Genomic DNA, 18591 nt, shown 5'->3' with positions numbered 1-18591 from the left:
TTTCTCCGCCGGGTGGCGGTGTTCGCCCTGGACGGCGGAGCGCGACCGGAATTTGAAAGGGATACGACGACCGAAAAGCGACTGTGGCGGCTCGCCGGAGTTTTTTCGACCGGCTCTGCTGTGCAACATTCGAGCGAGGTCGAGCAACACCCTCGGAGGGGAAACGCATTGTCGCCCACCACGGGATCCGAACCCCGGTCTCCACACGTCCTCACGGCGTCCAGCGGCGAATCCCTCGTCGCCGAATGGGCCGGTGGAAAAGGGCGGAACCTGCACACCCTGACCGCGTCCGGATTCCAGGTGCCGCGATGGTCGGTCATCGGCCTGGACGTATTCGCGGAATTCAGCCGCGACAGCGGACTGGACGGGCGCCTGAAACGGCTGTTCGCCGACGACTGGGAGCCGAAGGCGGGCCGGATCGCCGCCGAGATCGCCGGCCTGATCGAGGCCGCGCCGCTCGACGACCGCCTCACCGACGCCATCGGACTGGCCTACGGGCTGGCCGGCGGCGGCGCGGTGGCCGTCCGGTCGTCCGGTGCGCAGGAGGACGGCGCGCGCCACTCGTTCGCCGGCCAGTTCGACAGTTTCCTCAACGTCCGGGGCCTCGACGAGGTCATCGCCCACGTCCGCCGCTGCTGGGCCTCGGCCTTCTGCGAACGCTCCCTGCGCTACCGCGCCCGGCACGGGCTCGCGATCGACACCGGCGGCGTCGCCGTCATCGTGCAGCGCATGGTGGCGGCCGGGCTCAGCGGTGTGCTGTTCACCGCCGACCCGGCGAGCGGGCGCACCGACCGGCACGTCGTCAGCGCCGTCCACGGACTGGGCGAGGGACTGGTCTCGGGCGCCGTCGACGCCGACACCGTCGTCCTGGACGCCGCCACCGGCGAGCCGCTGACCACGGTGATCGGCGACAAACGGGAGCGCTACGACGCCGGGTCCGGCCCCGGCTGCCGGGTGTCGCCCGTCGCCGAGGAGGACCGCGCCCGACCGGTGCTGACGGCCGCCCGGCTGGCCCGGCTGCACGCGGCGGGGGCCCGCGTCACCGCCTGCTACGGAACCCCGCAGGACATCGAGTGGGCCATGGACGACGACGCGCTGTGGATCCTGCAGAGCCGGCCCGTCACGACCCTCGGACCGGCCGCCGGCACCACGCCCGAGCCCGAACAGGACCTGCGGCTCTGGGACAACTCCAACATCATCGAGAGCTTCAGCGGCGTCGTCTCCCCGCTCACCTTCAGCTTCGCCTCCGACACCTACGCGAAGGTATACGACAGCTACGCCCGCGCCCTCGGCGTCCGCGGGGAGCGGCTGCGCGAGGTGCGCGAGTGGACCCCGTACCTCCTCGGCTATGTCCACGGACGGGTCTACTACAACCTCTTCCACTGGTACCGCATGGTGCGTCTCGCGCCGCTGTACCCGCTCAACCGGCGCGTCCTGGAGAAATCCCTGGGTGTCGCCGAGAGCATTTCCGATGAACTCGCCGACACGCTCCACCCGTTCACACCCAGGCCCGGACTGCGCGGCCGGACAGCACGCCTGACACGTACGGTCATCTTTGCCGGAAGATTTCTCGCCATTCGAAAATCCGTCGACACGTTTCATAGAGATTTCTATCGCGCGTACACGGTATTCAACAATGTCGACTACGACGCACTGCCGGGGGACGAGACCTGGCGCCGTTTCCGGCGGCTGCAGCGGGAACTCATCGAGAAATGGGGTCCGATGCAGACCCTCGACGCGACGATCCTGCTCTCCGTGGGACTCCTGGCCCTGCTCACCCGCCGATGGCTGCCCGAGGCGCCCGAGTGGTTCACCTGGGCCGCGGCGGCCCCGGGCGGCGCGGTCGAGTCCGTCGAGCCGGTGTGGGCCCTGCGCGAGCTGGCGGACCGGGCGCGCGCCGACGCCGGGATCCTGGCGCTGCTGGAACGCACCCCCGACGCCGAGGCCCGCCAGGCGTTGCTCGACGCCGGTCACACCGGCTTCCTGCGGTCCGTCGACGCGTACATCGCGGACTACGGCTACCGCAGCCCCGACGAACTCAAGCTGGAGGTCCCCGACCTGCACGAGAACCCGGCGGGAGTCTTCGCGCTGCTGCGCGAGGCGCTGCCGGACACCGGTGCCGACGGCGCCGCCCCGGACCGCGGCGCCGAGGCCGACGCCTACCTCGCCGAGCACCTGAGCCGCCCGCGGCGCCTGGTGTACGAGCGGGTGCGCGGCAAGGCGCGCACCGCGCTCGCCGACCGGGAACGGCTGAGGTTCTGCCGCACCCGCGCCTTCGGGGCGGCCAAGCGCATGCTGCGCGCCCTGGGCCGCGATCTCGCGCGCGCCGGGGCCATCGGCACCTGGGACGACGTCTTCTTCCTGCGCCTGGAGGAGATCGGCGGAGCGTACGAGGGCACGATCGCCCACACCGAACTGCGGGACCTGGTCGTGCTGCGCCGCAGGCAGCAGGCCGCCGACACCGTCCTGCACGCCCCCTCCCGCTTCACCACCCGCGGCGCGCCGTACTGGTCGGGCAACCTCGAACGGGCCGGCTGGAACAGCGGTCCGGCCGCCGTCGGCGGCGCCCGCGAGCTGAGCGGCGTCCCCTGCTGCCCCGGCGTCGCCGAAGGGCCCGCCGTGGTCACCGACACCCCGCGCGACATCGGCGGAGGCGTCCTGCTCACCTACCGCACCGACCCGGGATGGGTGACCGCGCTGTCCTCGGCCGCGGCCCTCGTCATCGAACGGGGCAGCCCGCTGACCCATGTGGCCGTCGTGGCACGGGAGTTGGGCATTCCGACCGTGGTCCAGGTCAAGGGCGCCACCACCGAGATCCGCACCGGCACCCGGCTGCGGGTCGACGGCGCCGCCGGGACGGTCACCGTCCTCGCCGCCCCGCCCGACGACGGCCCGCCCGCCGTCGTCACGGACCCGCCCCACGACGGCCCGGCCACCGCCCAGGACAGCACCCGAACGGAGACACACCCGTGATCCTCACCGAGGAACGGCTGCAGGACCTGCTCGACAAGTCCCTGGCCGAACTCCCCCCGGACACCGAATGGGCCGTGACCCTGGAAGGCTCCATAGCCGAGGGGTTCGGCAACCCCTCGTCCGACATCGACTTCCTGCTCGTGAGCCGCTTCGACGACGAACTGCCGACCATGCCGTCCCTGCTGTTCGTGGACGGCCGGCGGGTGGAGATCCGGACCCGGTCGGTGCGACAGCTCGCCGACCAGCTCACGGCGGTGGAGCAGGGGGCCGCACGGCCCGGCCGGCTCTCCGAGGACCTCCTCAACCGCTGCCAGCGGTTCCTGCACAGCCACCCGTTGCGCGGCCACGCCCTCATCGAGGAGGTGAAGGCGCTGCTGCCCGTCGAGCGGTTCCGCCGGATCACCGCCGACTGGTGGGCGCACCGGGCCCGGCAGTCCCTGCGGCACGCGCTGGCACTCCAGTGCCTCGGCGAGAGCGACGAGGCGGTCGACTGGACCCGCGCCGCGCTCGTGCAGAGCGTCAAGTCCTGGGCGGCCGGCCTCGGCGAGACCTATCTCGAACCCAAGTGGCTGTCCATGCAGCTCGACCGGGTGGGACGGACGGACGTACGCGACCGCTACTGGGAGCTGGAGTCCGCCGCGGTCCGCCCCGGCGACGCCGACGCCGCCCGGGCCCGGCTGGCCGCCTGTCTCGACTTCGCCGAGGACCTCGGACTCGCCGAGGTCCCCCGGCGGCCCGAGCGGCTCACCGTCGAACGGGTCGCCCGGGTGACCACCTGGCAGACCGGCGAACGGATCCACGTCGTCCGCGGCCGGCGCGACGTGTTCGCCCTCGGCGCCGACGCCGGAACCGTCTGGCGTTCCCTCGTCCTGGGCAGGACGCTGCCCCGCGTCCTGGCCGACGGCGCCGCCACCGGCGTCTCCGACCCGGGCCGGCTGCTCGCCGCCTTCCTGAGGTACGGACTGGTCCGCCTCGCCTGGAAGGGCGGCGGGACCGTCACCCCGGCGCTCCCGCTCGCCGCCCCTCCCGGCCCCCTGACCCCGCCGCCCTCCACCGCCCAGCCGCTGCTGTCGGTGCGCGGCGCGGCCGTCGGCGGATCCCGCTCCGTCGACCTGATGCCCCTGCCCGCCGACCGGTTCGCCGCCGCCGCCATGGCCCTGGTGTGGTCCAACGTCGTGGTCGAGAACGCCGTCGAGGACCTGACCGGAGCGCTGCGGCGCGGCCAGCGCCGGGTTGCCGAACTCACCGCGCGCCGCGCCGTGCACGCCGCGCTGCGCGGGCTGTTCAGCGCCCACGGGGTCAACCCGCTGCCCGCGGACGCCGACCTCGTACGGCGTATGGACCTGCTTCCCGCCGCCACCGGGCCGATCGGCGCGCACGCCGCGGAACTGCTGGGGCGGGGCGTGGACTCGGCGGAGGACGGCGAAGCCCTCCGCGCGGAGCTGCGCCGCTTCATCGCGCTGGTACGCGGTGCCGTGGGCGCCGACTCCTTCCCGCTCTCGTTCGACTCCGCGCACACCTGGCGGGCCACGCTGCAGCTCGGCCACGACTGGCTGCGCATGGGCGCCCACCTCGGCGCGGAGCTGCCCATCGAGGAGGCCCGCGACCTGCTGGCCGGCAACGGGGCCCAGCCCCATCGGACCCGGTGACGGCGCCGGCTCCCGAGCATCCCACCCGACGTTCCGTGCGGAGGATCCACTGATGTCCGATCCGATGAACTCCGGCCCGACGAACCCCGATCCGACGAACCCCGATCCGACGAACCCCGATCCGATGGACTCCGGCCCGATGACGGTGCTGGTGACGGGAGCCAGCGGCTTCGTGGGCGCCGAGGTGACCGCCCGGCTCACCGCCGCCGGCCACACCGTCCTGGCCGTCCTGCACCGCAACGGCGACCTCGTCCGCAACAACGGCAGAAGGCTCGCCCCCGCTCCGGGCACCCTCACCCGGCTGACCGGCGACATCACCCGTCCCGGCCTCGGGCTGAGCGGTGACGACCGGCGGCTCGCCGCCACGGCCGACCGGATCGTGCACTGCGCCGCCGTCACCGACTTCGGGCTGCCGCCGGAGCGGTACGAGCGCGTCAACGTCGAGGGCACCCGGCACGTCCTGGGCGTCGCCCTGGCGGACGGCGTCCCCCTGGTGCACGTCAGCACCGCCTACGTGTGCGGCGAACGCGACGGCACCGCGTACGAGGACGAACTCGACCTCGGCCAACGCCCCGGCAACGACTACGAGAGGAGCAAGCTGGCCGCCGAGACCCTGGTCCGCAAGGCGGCGGCCGACGGCCTGCCCGTCGCCGTGGTCCGCCCGAGCATCGTCACCGGCGCCACCCGCACCGGCCGGGTCCGCGACCTCAAGACCGTCTACCCCGTGCTGCGGGTCCTGACCAGGGGCCTGGTGCGCACCGTGCCCGGCCACCAGGACGCCGTCCTCGACCTGGTCCCGGTCGACCGGGTCGCCGACCTGGTGACCGCGGCCGCCACCCGGTTCCGGGACGCCGAGGGGCACACCCTGCACGCCGTCGGCCACGAGCTGACCCTGCGGGACATGTCCGACGTCCTCGCCGAGTACCCGTCCCTGCACGTGCCCCGCTTCGTCCCCCCGTCCGCGTTCTCCGCCACGGCCCTGCCCGGCCGCGAACGCCCCTACTACGACCGTGTCGTGGCCCTGTACGCCCCCTACTTCCGGCGCCGTGTCCACTTCGACGCCACCCGTGCCGAAGCCTTCGGCCACCGCCCGCCCACGACGGGCGCCCACGCCTATCTGCGCCGCCTCCTCGACCACTGCCTGGCCACCGGCTATCTCGGCCCGCCCGCGCGCAAGGAGCCGGACGCCGCCCGACCCGACGGGAGCACCCACCGATGACCCCCGCCCGACCCGACGGGAGCACCCACCGATGACCCCCGCCCGACTCGCCGAACCCTCATACGGCATACCCGTCCCGCCCCTGCTGACCTGCCACCCCGACAAGCAGCGGCTGTACGGCGCGGACACCTACTACCAGGAGGGCCACGACCAGCTCGCCGCCCTCACCGGCGACGTCACCGGCTTCGCCCACCGGCACGCGATGCTGCTGCTCAAGCCCGACGCCGTCGTGGCCCGCAGGCTGGACGCGGCCGTGGACTGGCTGGCCGGGCGGGGCTTCAGGATCGTCGGCGCGGCCGTCACCCGGCTGACCCGCACCATGATCCGCTCCCTGTGGTACTTCCAGTGGAACCTGGCCACCCCCCACCGCAGGCGGCTGGCCGCGCTCTTCCTGGAGGACGCCGACGCCCTCGTGCTCCTCGTCCGCCCCGGCCACGACCTGGACGTGCCCGCCTCGGTCGAACTCACCCGGCTCAAGGGACCCACGGACCCGGACGCCCGCCGGCCCGGACAGCTGCGTCATCTCCTGGGCAACTACAGCTACTTGCTGAACCTGGCGCACACCCCCGACGAACCCGCCGACGTCCTGCGCGAGCTGGCCGTCCACTTCGACGACACCGAGCGCGACCGCCTGTTCCGCTCCGCCCTCGCCGACGAGGACCGCACCGCCCACGCCCGGGAACTGGCCGGGCTGCTGTACGCCGCCACCGAGTCCCGGGACCTCGACTTCGGCCCCGCTCTCGCCCGGCTGCGCGAGACCGTGTCCCGGCACGGGGGCGCCGATCCGTCGGCCGACCCGCGCACACTGCTGGAGAACGCCTGGCGCCTGGGCGTCGGCCTCGACCCGTGGGACGCCGTCATCGTCGGCTCGAAGGTGCTTCCCATGCGGCAGCCGGGCCGGTCACCCGTGCTGGACGGAGCCGACGCCGACACCTGGCGCCGCCACCTGGACACCGTCCGCGCGACCGCGAACTGAGGAGCGGGCCCATGCAGTTCACCCGGACACTTCCCAAGGAACTGGTGCACCGCTCCGCCGTCGCGGAGGTCTTCCTGACCGACGCCGAGCGCCACGGCGAGGACCGGATGCTGCTGGCCGCACGGTTCCCCCGCCGCCACGCCTTCTACGACGACACCCTCGGCCCCGGCGACCGCCTCGACCCCTTCCTGCTGCTCGAGGCGTGCCGGCAGGGCATCTTCGTGGTGGCCCACCGCTACCTCGGCGTCCGGCCGGGGCACAAGTTCCTGCTCAGGACGGTCGAGTTCGAGGTGCCGGACCCGGCCGCCCTCACCCGGGGCGAGCGTCCCACCGAGGCGGTCATCACCACCCGGATCGAGAAGCGGTTCCAGAACCGGGCCGGAGTACGGGGCCTGCGGCTCCGGTTCGCCCTCGCCATCGGCGGCCGCGAGGCCCTGCTGGCCCGCATCGACTACTCCTGGATGCCGCCCGAGGACTGGACGAACCTGAGGGCACACCAGCGCGGCGCGCTCGGTCTGCCCGCCGTGCCCGTCGCACGGCGCGGGCCACACGTCGAGCCCGCACTCGTCGGCCGGCGCACCCGGGCCAACACGGTCATCTCCCCGCCGCGCACCGCGGACGACGGCACCCACACGGCGCACCTGGTCGCCGAGACCGACCACCCCACCCTCTACGACCACTGGGTGGACCACGTGCCCGGCATGCTGGAACTGGAGGCGTTCCGCCAACTCGCCCTGCGGGCCTGCGTGTCCGCCGGAACCGTCCGCACGCCCAGTCCGCTGCCGGTCGCCCTGACCGCGCGGTTCCGCCGTTTCGCCGAGATGGACCTGCCGCTGGAGTGCCGGACCGCTCCGGTCCTGCCGGGCACCGACGTCGAGTGCACGCTGCGCCAGCCCGGCGCCCTGGCCGCGGAGGCCCGTATCAGGTTCGCCGACACGGACACCGGACCCGCGCGCGGCTTCGCCGCGCCGACCGCCCACAGGGCCGCATGAGTCCGCCCGCGCCGAACCGGGAGTGCCCCCACCGGGAGCTCCCCGACCGGGAGCTCCCCGGCCAAGAGCCCCCTGACCGTCCCCCGAGCGGAAGGTCCCCGACGTGACCGCCGTCGCCGTCCCGCACGTGCCCGCCCGGCTGGGCCGTTTCGTGCTGCGCATGTTCCGGCCGCAGATCTACGTCACCTACGGACTGCTGTGGGTCCTCGCCCTGGAGGGCACGGCCGTGACCATGACCGGCACGGCCTGGCGTCCCTCCGGCGCCACCGCGGTCCGGGTCGTCGGCGTCGTACTGGCCCTGCTGTTCCTGCGGATGCTGGACGAGCAGAAGGACCTCGCCCACGACCGCGTCCACCACCCGGACCGGCCGCTCGTCACCGGCGCGATCACCACGGCCGAACTGCGCGGCGCGATGGCGGTGATCACCGTGGTGGCGACCGCGCTGAACGCGGCCCGCTCGGCTGCCGACGCCCTGCTGATCCTCGCGGCCCTCGGATACGCGCTGTTCCTCGCCCTGCTGGAACGGCTGTCACCCGCGGTGGGCGACCGGCCGCTGCTCGGCCTTGCGGTCACCTACCCGGTCCAACTACTGCTCGGCGTCTACGTCTACGGGTCGCTCGTCGCAGCCGGGACCGTCACCGCGAACTGGCGCGGCGCCGTGCTGCTCGCCCTGTGCGCCTGCGTCCTCCTGCACTTCGAGTTCGCCCGCAAGACCGCCTGGGAGGCGCCGCCGGGAGCCCGGCTGTACTCGGCCGCTCTCGGCCCGAGGCGCGCGGCCGCGGTGACGGCGGGCCTCGCGGCCGGTGCCGTCGTCTGCGAGGTCCTGCTGTTCGCCCCGCGCGGCCCGCTCGCGCTGCTGCCCTGTCTGGCGGCCGTCCTGCCCGCCCACGGCACGCGGCGGTTCCTGGCCGCAGGGCGCGGCGGCTGGCCGCTGTCCACCGCGGCGGCCTTCGTGGTGACCACCCACCTCGCGCTGACGGTCGAGGCGGTACTGCTGCCGTGAGTGCCGAACCCTCCCTCTCCTGCGAGGAGTTGCTGACCACCACGCGGTCCGTGCGGTACGGACTCGACCTGGACCGGGCGGTGGACCCGGCCCTGGTCGAGGACTGCCTGCGCACCGCCCTGCAGGCACCCAACGGCCACAACCGGCAGAACTGGCGCTGGATCCTGCTCACCGACCCGCGCGTCCGCGCGGACGTCGCCGAGGTGTACCGGGCCGCGTTCCACGACCGCAACGCCGCCGGTCTCGACCGGGCGGCGGAGCTGCCCGAAGCGGCCCGCTCGGTCCTCACCGCCGCCCGGGCGCTGGCCGACCGGCTGCACCGGGTACCGGTCCTCGTCATCCCGTGCATCGAGGTACCCGGCGGACGGCTGCCCGCGGGCAACCAGGCCGGGTTGTGGGGTTCGCTGCTGCCGGCCGCCTGGAGCTACGCGCTGGCCGCCCGCAGCCGCGGTCTGGTCACCGCCTGGACGGCGGTCCACCTGGACCGTGAACAGGAGGTCGCCGACCTGCTGGGCCTGCCGCCGACGGTCCGTCAGGGAGCCCTGCTGCCGACGGCCCACCCACTGCGCGACACGTTCCGCCCGGGCCCGAGACTGCCCCTGGAACAGGTCCTGCACCACAACGGCTGGCAGCACACCCGGCCGACCTGACCCCCGAGGACCGGCACCTGCGTCTGCGGTACCGCCGTGGAGGGGCGGCCCGAAGGCTCTCCACGGCGGGTCCGGCGCGAGGGTCAGCCGACCGTCGGGCTGGGGGTCGGGGTGTCGGTCCGCACGTTCAGGTCGGGACGCGGGGTGAGGATGACGATCGGGGCGCCCGGCTGCGGCGGGGGCGGCGTGAGCTGGTCCTTGGGGAGCGTCGGAGGGGCGCTCTGCTGGGCGAGGACCTGCTCGAAGTCGATGGTGCCGGTCTTCTCCATCATGGTGATGTGGTCGAGGACCGTGTCGTTGGCGAGGTCCGCGAGCTCCCGTACGAGGGAGTTGTTGGTGTTCGCGCGGACCTTGGCGATCACCGAGAAGATGGAACCGTGCGTGACGCGCAGGATCTGGGCGGTGGTCTTGTCGAACTCCTTGCCGCTCAGGGCCGTGGAGGTCGCCACGAACTGCTGCTGCTGGGGAGACGCCTGGTTGGGCAGGGTGATGTTGAGCTGGATGGCGACCTTGCGGTCCAGTTCGTCGAGGCGGGCGTGCCCCACGATCAGGTGCTTCCCGGCCTCCCGCATCGCGGGGGTCGAGCCCTTCTTGAGCGCGATCTCGCCCAGGGGGTACTCCCACAGCCCGGCCGCGCGCACCTTGACGACGAAGTCACGGTCGCCTTCGGTGAGCGGGCCCCACTGGGTGTCCGCGATGACGCGGGTCTGGGAGCTCGACGTGGTCTCGAAGCCGAGCATGGTCGGGTATGCCAGAGCGGCGAGGGTCAGGGTCACCGCGCCGCCCACGAAGACCGTTCCTGCCAAGTTGCGTGAGACGGGCATGATGCCTCCTGACGTATCGATCAGATTTCACAAGGGGTACGGATCCCGCGACCCCATTGATCATTTTGATCGGTAAAATCTGACCGTTTCTCTGTGTTCTGCGTCACAGTCGGTGTGCGGCCGGGCGGTGCGGAGCCGTCGACGGGGCGCCGGACCGTCAGAGGTTACCCGGAGGGCGGCTGGGGCCCTTCCCTAGGGGGCGCTCCGGCGGTGACGCGCGCCGTGCCGCGAAGCTCCGGGCCACGCACGCGAATTCGTCTCCATCAATCGATTGATCGATGTCCCCGGGGCGCATATCCTCCCGGCCATGCCCGACTCGCCACCCGCCTCACCGGCCTCCGGCCCACCGCCCGCCGACGCCAGCCGCGAACGCATCATCGCGGCCGCCACCTCCCTGTTCGCCGACCACGGATACGACGGCACGAGCACCCGGCGGATCGCCGCCGAGGCAGGGCTGAACATGGCCACCGTCGCCTACCACGTCGGCGGCAAGCCCGACCTCTACCGGGAGGTCATGCTCCGCGCCCACCTCGCCGAACAGCGGGTGCTGACGGACGCGCTGGCCGACTTCCGCGAGGCCGCGCCCACCGACCCGGCCGCGGCCGTCACCGCCCTGGTCGACCGCTACCTCGACTTCTGCCTCGACCAGCCGCACATCCCGGCCCTGTGGATGCGCCGCTGGCTCTCGGACGCCGCCGAGTTCGCCGACCTGGAGGCCGCCTACGCACGGCCGCTCGTCGAGTCGGTCCGCGACACCGTGCGCGAGGCCGTCCCCGCCGGGTCCGCCGATGTCGAGATGACCGTCTGGACGGTGCTGTGGAGCACCCACGGCTTCTGCCGCTCGGGCATCCGCGACCGGGTCCCGCGCTTCCGCGCCCACCTGCGCGCCCTCGTCCTGCGCGATCTCGGACTCGGCACCGCGGAACCGCACGGCCAGGAGCGCGGATGACGACCTCCCTGGTCCCGCCGGGCGCCGTCGGCGTACTCACCCGCCGCCGCCTGTTCGTCTACGGACTCGGCTCGGTCGGCACCGGTCTGTTCTCCACCGTTCCCGGCCTGCTGCTCCTCTACTTCATGACCGACGCGCTGGGCGTCCCCGCCGGCGTCGCCGGACTCGTGGTCGCCCTGCCCAAGGCGTGGGACGCCGTGTTCAACCCCGTGGTCGGGGCCGCGAGCGACCGCGAGGCCGTCCGCACCGGCCGGCGGACCCGGCTGCTCGTCGCCGGCGGCCTCGCGCTGCCCGTCGCGTTCGCGGCGATGTTCCTGTCCCCGATGACCGGCACGGGCGCGGCGGTGTGGGTGACGGTCACCTTCGTCCTGGCGGCGAGCGCCTTCTCGCTGTTCCAGGTGCCCTACGTCGCCCTGCCCGCCGAGATGTCGCCCGTGCCCTCCGTCCGCACCCGGATCATGGTCTGGCGGATCGTCTTCCTGACCCTCGGCATCCTCGTCGCGGGCGGCGCGGCACCCCTCGTGGTCGACGCCGCGGGGGGAGGCCGCAGGGGATACGGAGCGATGGGGCTGACCGTGGGACTCGTCATCGCGGCGGTCCTGCTGGTCCCCGCACTCGGCACCCGCTGGGTGCGCTCACGGCCCGGCCCCGTACCCCTCGGCCTGGTCGCCGCCTTCCGCACCGCACGCGGCAACCGCGCCTTCTTCGCGCTGCTGCTCTCCTTCGTGCTCCAGGCCGCCGCCGTCGCGATCATGCTCGCCGCCGCACCGTACGTCGCCACCTACCGCCTCGGCGGCTACGGCCTGACCTCGATGCTCTTCGTCTGCCTCGTCGCCCCCAGCGCCGTCGCCGTCCCGCTCTGGGCCAAGGCCGCCGGACGGTGGGGACGGCTGCGCTGCCTCACGGTCGCCACCTGCGGCTACGCCCTCGGCGCGGCGGCCCTGCTCCCGGCCGCGGGCAGCGGCGGCACCACCGCGGTCGCCGCGACGCTCGCGCTCTGCGGTCTGCTCGGCGTCTGCTACGCGGCCCTGCAAGTACTCCCGCTCGCCCTGCTGCCCGACACGGTGCACGCCGACACGGCGAGGACCGGACAGGTCCAGTCCGGCGCGTTCACCGGACTGTGGACGGCCGGCGAGACCGTCGGCCTCGCGGCCGGACCCGGCGCCTACGCGATCGCCCTGGCCGCCACCGGCTTCGTCTCCTCGACCCTGGACCATCCGGTCGCCCAGACCGCCACCGCGCGAACCGGCATCCTCCTGGGCTTCAGCCTCGTCCCCGCCCTGCTCATGCTGCTCTCCCTGCCCGCCCTGCGCGCCTACGGCCGCCGCCGCGCCGTGCGAGAAACGGAAACCACCCGATGACGACCCACCGGCAGACCGCCACCGACGCTCCGGCCGCCCACCCGGGCCTGCCCGAGACCGGCCGCTCCGGCGCCGACCTCCTCGCCGAACTCGCCGTCCTCACCGCCGCCGACCTGCCCACCCGGGGCGGTAACACCACCGCGTACGTCTACGACAGCGGCTGGCCCGAGGTGCGCGAGGCCGCCGAACGGGCCTACCTGACGATGATGGAGGTCAACGGTCTGGACCCGACCGCGTTCCCCAGCATCGTCGCGCTGGAACGCCAGGTCGTCGGCGCCACCGCGGCCCGCCTCGGCGGTGACGACACCACCCCGGGCATCTTCACCAGCGGCGGCACCGAGTCGATCATCCTCGCGGTGAAGGCGGCCCGGGACGCCCGCCCCGACGTCCTCGCCCCGGAGATCGTCGTCCCCGTCACCGCCCACGCCGCCTTCCACAAGGCCGGCAGCTACCTTCGGGTCACCGTGCGCAGCGCGCCCGTCGACCCCACCACCTTCCGGGCCGACCCGGCCGCCATGGCCGACCTCTGCAACGAGAACACGGTCCTCGTCGTCGCCTCCGCCCCTTCCTACGCCCACGGCGTCGTCGACCCCGTCGCCGAGATAGCCGCCGACGCCGCCGCCCGTGGCATCCCCTGCCACGTCGACGCGTGCGTCGGGGGCTGGCTGCTGCCCTGGCTCGCCGAGGCCGGCGCGACCGTCCCGGCCTTCGACCTCTCCGTCCCCGGCGTCACGTCCCTCTCCTGCGACCTGCACAAGTTCGGCTACGCCCCCAAGGGCGCCTCCGTCCTGCTGTTCCGTGACGAGGCCATGCGGCTCGACGCCTATTACGCCTGCGCCACCTGGCCCGGCTACACCGTCGTCAACTCCACGATCCAGAGCAGCAAGGGAGCCGGACCGCTCGCCGGGGCATGGGCCACCCTGCAGGCCCTCGGCGCCGACGGCTACCGCGAACTGGGCCGCGCCGCCCTGTCCGCGACCCGCCGGCTGATCAGCGGCGTCGAGGCGATCGACGGCCTCACCGTCCTCGGCACCCCCGAAGCCACCCTGGTCGCCATCGGCACCGATCCGGCGGCCGGGACTCCGCTCGACCTCTTCGCCCTCGCCGACGAGACCCGAGCCCGGGGCTTCTTCCTCCAGCCGCAGCTCAGCCTCGACGGCCTGCCGGCCAACCTGCACCTGACCCTCACCGGGGTGAGCGAGCGGGGCGTCGAGGAACTGCTCACCGTCCTGCGCGAGTGCGTCGAAGCCGTCCGCCCGCTCGGGCCCCCGGCGCCGCCCGCGGACATCGTCGACCTGCTCACGCAGGTGGACCTGACCGAGCTCGACAACGCGTCCTTCGCGGCACTGCTCCCGGCCGCGGGCGTCGACCTGAACGGCGACAACGCGGCCCGGATGGCCCCGGTCAACCGCCTTCTGGACGCCCTCCCCGCGGCGACCCGCGAGGTCGTCGTCACCCGCTTCCTGTCCGCGCTCTACAGCCCGTACCTGGGCAGGTGACCGCCGCGCGGCCGGTCCGGCGGTCACCCGCCGCCGGACCGGCCGCCGCGCTCACCGCGCCACGCGCTGCTTCCGGCCGCTGCGGCGCAGGCGCGCGCCGGCGTAGACGAGATCGGCCAGAAGGACGACGACGCCGATGACCAGCAGGTAGAACAGCCCGTGGGCGGCGACTCCGATGATGCCCAGCACCACCGCCACGAGGATCAGGAACAGGAACAGGCTCATCGGTTCTCCCGGTTCTCCCGGCGACTTCCGGCGCGGATCAGCGACGGGCGAGACGGCGCTCGCCCTGGAGACCCGGCGTGTACTTGAGCTCGTAGTGTGCGAAGACCTCCGGCTCGTCCGTCGCGGGCAGTACGCCGTCCGTGTCGATGGAAGGGGCACTCTTCACCAGACCCCGGTCATGGGCGACCCTCAGGTAGCCGGGACCGACGGTGGCGCGGTCCAAGGGGACGAACACCAGGCGACGGCGCGTGGGCAGGCCCACGGTCACGGTGGCGAAGGAAGGGTCGTCGGTGGCCGTGTCGACGTAGACGGACTCCAGGGTGCCGATCTTGTGACCACCGGGGTCCACCACGTCGTGACCACGCCATTCGCGGATGTCACCTGCCTCGAACATCATGCTCCTCCGATGCGGGGGTTCCTTGCGGGGGTACCCCCGTTCCCGGGTCTGATGCCTGGCGGCCCGGGCACTCCGCAGGCGGCCTTCTCGTGGTGCCTGGTGCCGCGGACTCCTCTCAGTCCGTGTACCGCGCGCAGGACGCCTCCTGGGCCGCCATGACCTCGTCGCCGTGCTCGAAGGCCCATGCGCCGACGGCGTCGATGGGTGCCAGCAGCGTCCGGCCCAGCGCGGTCAGCCGGTACTCGACCCTTGAGGGCGCTTCGGGGTCCGTCCGCCGGTCGACCAGTCCGTTGAACTGCAGCCGCCGCAAGGTCTCGTTGAGGACCTTGGAGCTGATGCCCCCGATCCGTTCCCGCAGTTCGACCGGGCGGCTGGGGCCGTCGCGCAACGCCCAGAGCACCACGGCGTTCCAGGTGTTGGAGAGCAGGTCGAAGGCGAGGCGGGCACGGCAGTCCGCGAGGAAGGCGTCGGAGGGCACGTACCAAATGGTGCCCGAAGGGCCTTCTAACGTCGATGTCATCGGTCGGGGCAGACACGGAAAGGACATCCGCGATGAGGATCGGCGTACTGGGAACGGGCAACATGGCGGACGCGCTCGCCACCCACTGGGCGCGGGCCGGACACGAGGTGACCATCGGCGGACGGGACGCGCACAGGGCGCGGCGGCTCGCGACGCGCGTCGGAGGCGGGGCGAGGCCGGGCAGTCTGCGTTCGGCGGCCGAGTCCGGCCAAGTGGTGCTGGCCGCACTGCCCTTCGGGGCGGGAGCGGACGTGGTGGCGGAACTCGGCGCGGCCCTGGCGGGCAGGGTCGTGCTCGACTGCTCCAATCCGGTCGGACCGGGCTTCCGGCTGCTGACGCAGGGAGGCCCCTCGGCCGCGCAGCGACTCGCCGCGGCGGCACCCGGGTCCCACGTGGTCAAAGCCTTCAACCTCTGCCACGAGGACGTGTGGCGCATGCGGCCGCCCGTCTTCGACGGGAGGCCCTTGTCCGTGCCGGTCTGCGGAGACGACGCGACGGCCCTCGCGCTGGTGGGCGGGCTGGTGCGCGACACGGGCTGCGAACCCGTGTCCGCAGGCGGCCTCGACCGGGCGGGCCTGCTGGAGGCGACTGCCGCGCTGTTCATCTCCCTGTGGGTCGGCGAGGGAGCGGACGCCCAGGCGATCGCCCCTCCACTGGCGTACGCGACCGGACCGGGCCACTAGGACCTGTCGTCAACTGTGATCAGCTCTTGGTTCTGCTCTGACGGGTCAAGGCCGTCATGAGCTGATGAGCAGATACGCGGAGGTCATGGTCCTGGCGCGAGGGGCTGAAGAGGTCATGGAACCGCTCACTCGCCCCGACTGGTCCGTTAACGGAGTTCTTTCTCGGACCGACCGTCGCACTGACGAGCCCGACTAGGACTTGTCCGGTCGATCACGTGAGAGAGGCAGGTGGAGACGGCGGTCTTGCCTGTTTACTGAGGAGTTACAGAGGAGCCGACTCCACCCTGCCTGTGAATCGGCCACCCACTTGATCGGCGAGCCAGTGGACGCGGGTGATCTGGTCGCCGTTCCGGTCTCGGACGTGCACGTGGACGGTGTGGTCCTGCGACGGCTCGTCCTGGTAGAGGTCCCGGGAATTCACTGTCAGCGTGAGGTAGGCGTACTTCTGCGAGATCGCCTCCAGCCCGGCTTTGGGAACCGCAGGCCATGCGTTCAGATCCCACCGAACAGCCGCGGGGTCCGGCCCCAGAGCGGCGATGAAGGGCTCGGCGCGGTCCAGCGGACGCCCCCAGTCGAACACTCGGATCGGCAGACAGTCTGCAGGGTTGTCGCCGGCCTCCGACGAACCGTGCTGTTCGCCGGCCAACGCCCGCCATTTGAGGTCGGGCAGTACGTGACGTACTTGCGTCAGGACATCCGGCGACCTGATCACGGCTTCGAAGTCGACCTCTCCCTGATCGATGTCTGCCATGCCCAGCAAGGTACGCACCGCACGTATCGCTTCAGGCAGGTCGGTGGTTGTGAGGACAGCAGCCGCAGCAGAGTTACTCATCCCGGAACCATAAGACGGCATCCACAGGCCGGCCCGAGCGGGTGCCGGCCTGCCTCGCATCTGTCAGGACCGGAGCCATATTGCAAGGGCCGCTGCGGTGGTGGTGCCGAGGTAGACGTAACCGCGCTTGTCGTACCGCGTGGCCACCACTCGGGACTGCTTGAGCCGGTTGATCGCCCGTTCCACGGTGTTGCGTTTCTTGATACTGACTTCGGCGAGTCAGGGTGAATGTCAATGGCGGGCCACAAGTGGCGCGGTGGGCTGCCGACATGGACGGCGGGGCTTCTAAGGTTCCTGATCATGACGGCAATTTTCGAATCTGTAGTCGACTATGGGCGGTTTGCCGAGCGGCTGGCAACGCCTCAGGGCCGCTGGGACCTTCTGGGCGAGGTCCAGCGGGAATGGGGTTTCGAGCCCGAGGAGTGGGAACCGGACGACTGGGACATCGAACTCTGGGAGGTCGACTACTGGAACGAGGAGGAGCCGGGGATCGACCGGGGCCTTCCCGTACCGGTCGCGTTGCGCGAGTGGTGGACATGGCCCGAGAACACCTTCAACGCGAACGCCCGCTGGTACTGGACACATCCGGCGAGCCCGCCGACCCAGCGGCCGGCCCCTTCGGGGTACCACGACGGCAGGGAAGGGATACCGGCCGGGAGCCCGCTGCTGCCCCAGGGCGGGGACCGCCGGGTGTGCGTCTTCATGTCGGAGTACCAGTACTGCAACGAGTGGGGCTACGCGGCGGCCGAGGCAGGCCAGGACGACCCCCGCGTCCTGGTGAGCGAGGAGGACGAGGGGTGGAGGGTGCAGAGCCGCTCGATCTCGGAGTACTTCCTCCAACTCGCCCTGGTGCGCCTGCCCGGAAGACTCGGCTGGACGCTCTCGGTGAAACCGGACGACCTCAAGGCCGACCCCGCGGCCCTGGACCGGCTTGTCACCGCCTGCCCCGACATGGGCCTGCTCCCCTGGCGGGAATGCGCAGGCGACGTCCTGCTGCGCGGCGGCCCCGACCTGATCGTGCACCACGACCGGAACCCTTCGGCAGACGAGGTGCTGCACATCGCCGGGCGCACCGAGGCTGCAGTACGGCACGCCGCCGGCATCCTGGGCCCGGTCTGCCTGGACTGTGATCCCATGCCGCCGCGCCCAAACTGACGAGGCTGCGCACCGCCCGGGCCACCGGGACCATGCCGCTCCCGCGGTACCAGGGCGGGTGCCGAGGTGTTCTGTCCGCGGAGGTCGGTGTCGGTCGACACGGCTGGGTGATCTCGAACGAGTGAGGGTCTTCCGGGTTCGGTGGGGACTGCCACGTCCCCACCGAACCCGGAGTCGGTAGAGGGCGTCTGAGAAGCCCGTCAGCGGGGCAAGTCGCCTGGTGGCGGTGGCAGCAAGAAGGCGTGTGGGAGCGAATGTCGACGACGCTGCGGGAACGCGAGCGGGTGCAACTCGACCGGGCTCCCACTCCTCAGGGCCTGCCGATCATCAACGCCAGTCAGCCACGACGCAGACCTGTACAAGGAGCGCAACACCGTCGAGCGCCTGATCAACCGGCTGAAGGACTGGCGCGGCATCGCCACCCGCTTCGACAAGACCCCCGAGAGCTACCTCGCCGGCCTCGAACTCCGCGCCTCGATGATCTGGATCGACGACCTGCTACGAGCAGCCGATTGATCACGACATGACACAGACCCCAAGGGGATCACCACGTCGGGTGCGGTGAGGTGCGCGAAGGCATCTTCCCCGGCGAGGTCGCCCCGTAGTCGCACCTCGGCCGCTTCTGTCCGGAGATCCGCGCCCCGACTCTGCGCGCACGGAGAGCCCTCGAGGTGTGGGTGCGGA

The 18591-nt window shown here is 72.4% G+C and carries 17 protein-coding genes and 1 pseudogene; 13 read left to right on the top strand and 5 right to left on the bottom strand.

The features are described 5' to 3' along the window. Positions 1–168: 168 nt before the first annotated feature. The 7 genes from ACFW6B_RS28285 to ACFW6B_RS28255 all read left to right on the top strand — a co-directional run bounded on the left by ACFW6B_RS28285 (position 169) and on the right by ACFW6B_RS28255 (position 9462). Positions 169–2973 (top strand): phosphoenolpyruvate synthase, encoded by a 2805-nt coding sequence (locus tag ACFW6B_RS28285; protein ID WP_386600150.1) that lies wholly within the window; start codon positions 169–171, stop codon positions 2971–2973. Next, positions 2970–4622 (top strand): hypothetical protein, encoded by a 1653-nt coding sequence (locus ACFW6B_RS28280; RefSeq protein WP_386600148.1) that lies wholly within the window; start codon positions 2970–2972, stop codon positions 4620–4622. Before ACFW6B_RS28285 ends, ACFW6B_RS28280 begins: the two co-directional genes overlap by 4 nt. A 52-nt stretch (positions 4623–4674) precedes the next feature. Further along, positions 4675–5841, top strand: coding sequence for an SDR family oxidoreductase (locus ACFW6B_RS28275; RefSeq protein ID WP_386600145.1), 1167 nt, complete (start codon positions 4675–4677; stop codon positions 5839–5841). Positions 5842–5872: 31 nt separating this feature from the next. Next, positions 5873–6817 (top strand): nucleoside-diphosphate kinase, encoded by a 945-nt coding sequence (locus tag ACFW6B_RS28270; protein WP_386600144.1) that lies wholly within the window; start codon positions 5873–5875, stop codon positions 6815–6817. An 11-nt stretch (positions 6818–6828) separates the two neighbouring features. Continuing rightward, positions 6829–7809, top strand: coding sequence for a ScbA/BarX family gamma-butyrolactone biosynthesis protein (locus tag ACFW6B_RS28265; RefSeq protein WP_386600142.1), 981 nt, complete (start codon positions 6829–6831; stop codon positions 7807–7809). 103 nt (positions 7810–7912) lie between these two features. Then, entirely contained in the window at positions 7913–8812 is a 900-nt protein-coding gene (locus ACFW6B_RS28260; RefSeq protein WP_386600140.1) for a hypothetical protein, read from the top strand. Further along, a complete protein-coding gene (locus ACFW6B_RS28255) occupies positions 8809–9462 on the top strand; it encodes a nitroreductase family protein (RefSeq protein ID WP_386600138.1) in 654 nt (217 codons plus the stop codon). The genes ACFW6B_RS28260 and ACFW6B_RS28255 overlap by 4 nt, the downstream gene beginning before the upstream one ends. A gap of 83 nt (positions 9463–9545) precedes the next feature. Here the strand turns inward: ACFW6B_RS28255 and ACFW6B_RS28250 are convergent, their stop codons facing one another. Next, entirely contained in the window at positions 9546–10286 is a 741-nt protein-coding gene (locus ACFW6B_RS28250; RefSeq protein ID WP_386600135.1) for a DUF4142 domain-containing protein, read from the bottom strand. A 307-nt stretch (positions 10287–10593) separates the two neighbouring features. Here ACFW6B_RS28250 and ACFW6B_RS28245 point away from each other — a divergent pair, with 307 nt between their 5' ends. The 3 genes from ACFW6B_RS28245 to ACFW6B_RS28235 are packed head-to-tail and all read left to right on the top strand — an operon-like array spanning position 10594 to position 14095. Then, on the top strand, positions 10594–11235 hold the full coding sequence (locus ACFW6B_RS28245; protein ID WP_386600134.1) for a TetR/AcrR family transcriptional regulator: 642 nt from the start codon (positions 10594–10596) through the stop codon (positions 11233–11235). After that, positions 11232–12596: an MFS transporter gene (locus tag ACFW6B_RS28240; RefSeq protein WP_386600132.1), complete on the top strand. Its 1365-nt coding sequence runs from the start codon at positions 11232–11234 to the stop codon at positions 12594–12596. The genes ACFW6B_RS28245 and ACFW6B_RS28240 overlap by 4 nt, the downstream gene beginning before the upstream one ends. After that, positions 12593–14095, top strand: a complete 1503-nt coding sequence (locus ACFW6B_RS28235; RefSeq protein WP_386600130.1) for a pyridoxal phosphate-dependent decarboxylase family protein — start codon at positions 12593–12595, stop codon at positions 14093–14095. The genes ACFW6B_RS28240 and ACFW6B_RS28235 overlap by 4 nt, the downstream gene beginning before the upstream one ends. Positions 14096–14146: 51 nt before the next feature. Here the strand turns inward: ACFW6B_RS28235 and ACFW6B_RS28230 are convergent, their stop codons facing one another. The 3 genes from ACFW6B_RS28230 to ACFW6B_RS28220 form a co-directional block, all read right to left on the bottom strand. Then, positions 14147–14320, bottom strand: a complete 174-nt coding sequence (locus tag ACFW6B_RS28230) for a hypothetical protein (RefSeq protein WP_386600127.1) — start codon at positions 14318–14320, stop codon at positions 14147–14149. A gap of 37 nt (positions 14321–14357) precedes the next feature. Continuing rightward, entirely contained in the window at positions 14358–14714 is a 357-nt protein-coding gene (locus ACFW6B_RS28225) for a PRC-barrel domain-containing protein (RefSeq protein WP_386600218.1), read from the bottom strand. Between the two features lie 118 nt (positions 14715–14832). Beyond that, on the bottom strand, positions 14833–15195 hold the full coding sequence (locus ACFW6B_RS28220; RefSeq protein WP_386600125.1) for a winged helix-turn-helix transcriptional regulator: 363 nt from the start codon (positions 15193–15195) through the stop codon (positions 14833–14835). 74 nt (positions 15196–15269) lie between these two features. On the opposite strand from ACFW6B_RS28220, the gene ACFW6B_RS28215 reads away from it, so the two are divergent. Next, positions 15270–15920, top strand: coding sequence for an NADPH-dependent F420 reductase (locus ACFW6B_RS28215; protein ID WP_386600123.1), 651 nt, complete (start codon positions 15270–15272; stop codon positions 15918–15920). 262 nt (positions 15921–16182) lie between these two features. Here the strand turns inward: ACFW6B_RS28215 and ACFW6B_RS28210 are convergent, their stop codons facing one another. After that, a complete protein-coding gene (locus tag ACFW6B_RS28210; RefSeq protein ID WP_386600121.1) occupies positions 16183–16671 on the bottom strand; it encodes a hypothetical protein in 489 nt (162 codons plus the stop codon). Positions 16672–17052: 381 nt separating this feature from the next. On the opposite strand from ACFW6B_RS28210, the gene ACFW6B_RS28205 reads away from it, so the two are divergent. Next, complete coding sequence (locus tag ACFW6B_RS28205) at positions 17053–17907, top strand: hypothetical protein (RefSeq protein WP_386600118.1); 855 nt, start codon at positions 17053–17055, stop codon at positions 17905–17907. Between the two features lie 333 nt (positions 17908–18240). Beyond that, a pseudogene (locus tag ACFW6B_RS28200) lies at positions 18241–18423 on the top strand (hypothetical protein); the annotation flags it as partial. Positions 18424–18591 lie beyond the last annotated feature (168 nt).

The organism is Streptomyces sp. NPDC058751 (genome assembly GCF_042746485.1).
Classification (GTDB): Bacteria; Actinomycetota; Actinomycetes; order Streptomycetales; family Streptomycetaceae; genus Streptomyces.
This window is presented reverse-complemented; position numbering and strand designations above follow the sequence as displayed.

Excerpts from the sequence above, each read along its gene's own strand:
- ACFW6B_RS28275 (WP_386600145.1), top strand. The coding sequence starts at position 4,675 with ATGTCCGATCCGATGAACTCCGGCCCGACGAACCCCGATCCGACGAAC.
- ACFW6B_RS28270 (WP_386600144.1), top strand. The coding sequence starts at position 5,873 with ATGACCCCCGCCCGACTCGCCGAACCCTCATACGGCATACCCGTCCCG.
- ACFW6B_RS28265 (WP_386600142.1), top strand. The coding sequence starts at position 6,829 with ATGCAGTTCACCCGGACACTTCCCAAGGAACTGGTGCACCGCTCCGCC.
- ACFW6B_RS28250 (WP_386600135.1), bottom strand. The coding sequence starts at position 10,286 with ATGCCCGTCTCACGCAACTTGGCAGGAACGGTCTTCGTGGGCGGCGCG.
- ACFW6B_RS28245 (WP_386600134.1), top strand. The coding sequence starts at position 10,594 with ATGCCCGACTCGCCACCCGCCTCACCGGCCTCCGGCCCACCGCCCGCC.
- ACFW6B_RS28240 (WP_386600132.1), top strand. The coding sequence starts at position 11,232 with ATGACGACCTCCCTGGTCCCGCCGGGCGCCGTCGGCGTACTCACCCGC.
- ACFW6B_RS28235 (WP_386600130.1), top strand. The coding sequence starts at position 12,593 with ATGACGACCCACCGGCAGACCGCCACCGACGCTCCGGCCGCCCACCCG.
- ACFW6B_RS28230 (WP_386600127.1), bottom strand. The coding sequence starts at position 14,320 with ATGAGCCTGTTCCTGTTCCTGATCCTCGTGGCGGTGGTGCTGGGCATC.
- ACFW6B_RS28225 (WP_386600218.1), bottom strand. The coding sequence starts at position 14,714 with ATGTTCGAGGCAGGTGACATCCGCGAATGGCGTGGTCACGACGTGGTG.
- ACFW6B_RS28215 (WP_386600123.1), top strand. The coding sequence starts at position 15,270 with ATGAGGATCGGCGTACTGGGAACGGGCAACATGGCGGACGCGCTCGCC.
- ACFW6B_RS28210 (WP_386600121.1), bottom strand. The coding sequence starts at position 16,671 with ATGGCAGACATCGATCAGGGAGAGGTCGACTTCGAAGCCGTGATCAGG.
- ACFW6B_RS28205 (WP_386600118.1), top strand. The coding sequence starts at position 17,053 with ATGACGGCAATTTTCGAATCTGTAGTCGACTATGGGCGGTTTGCCGAG.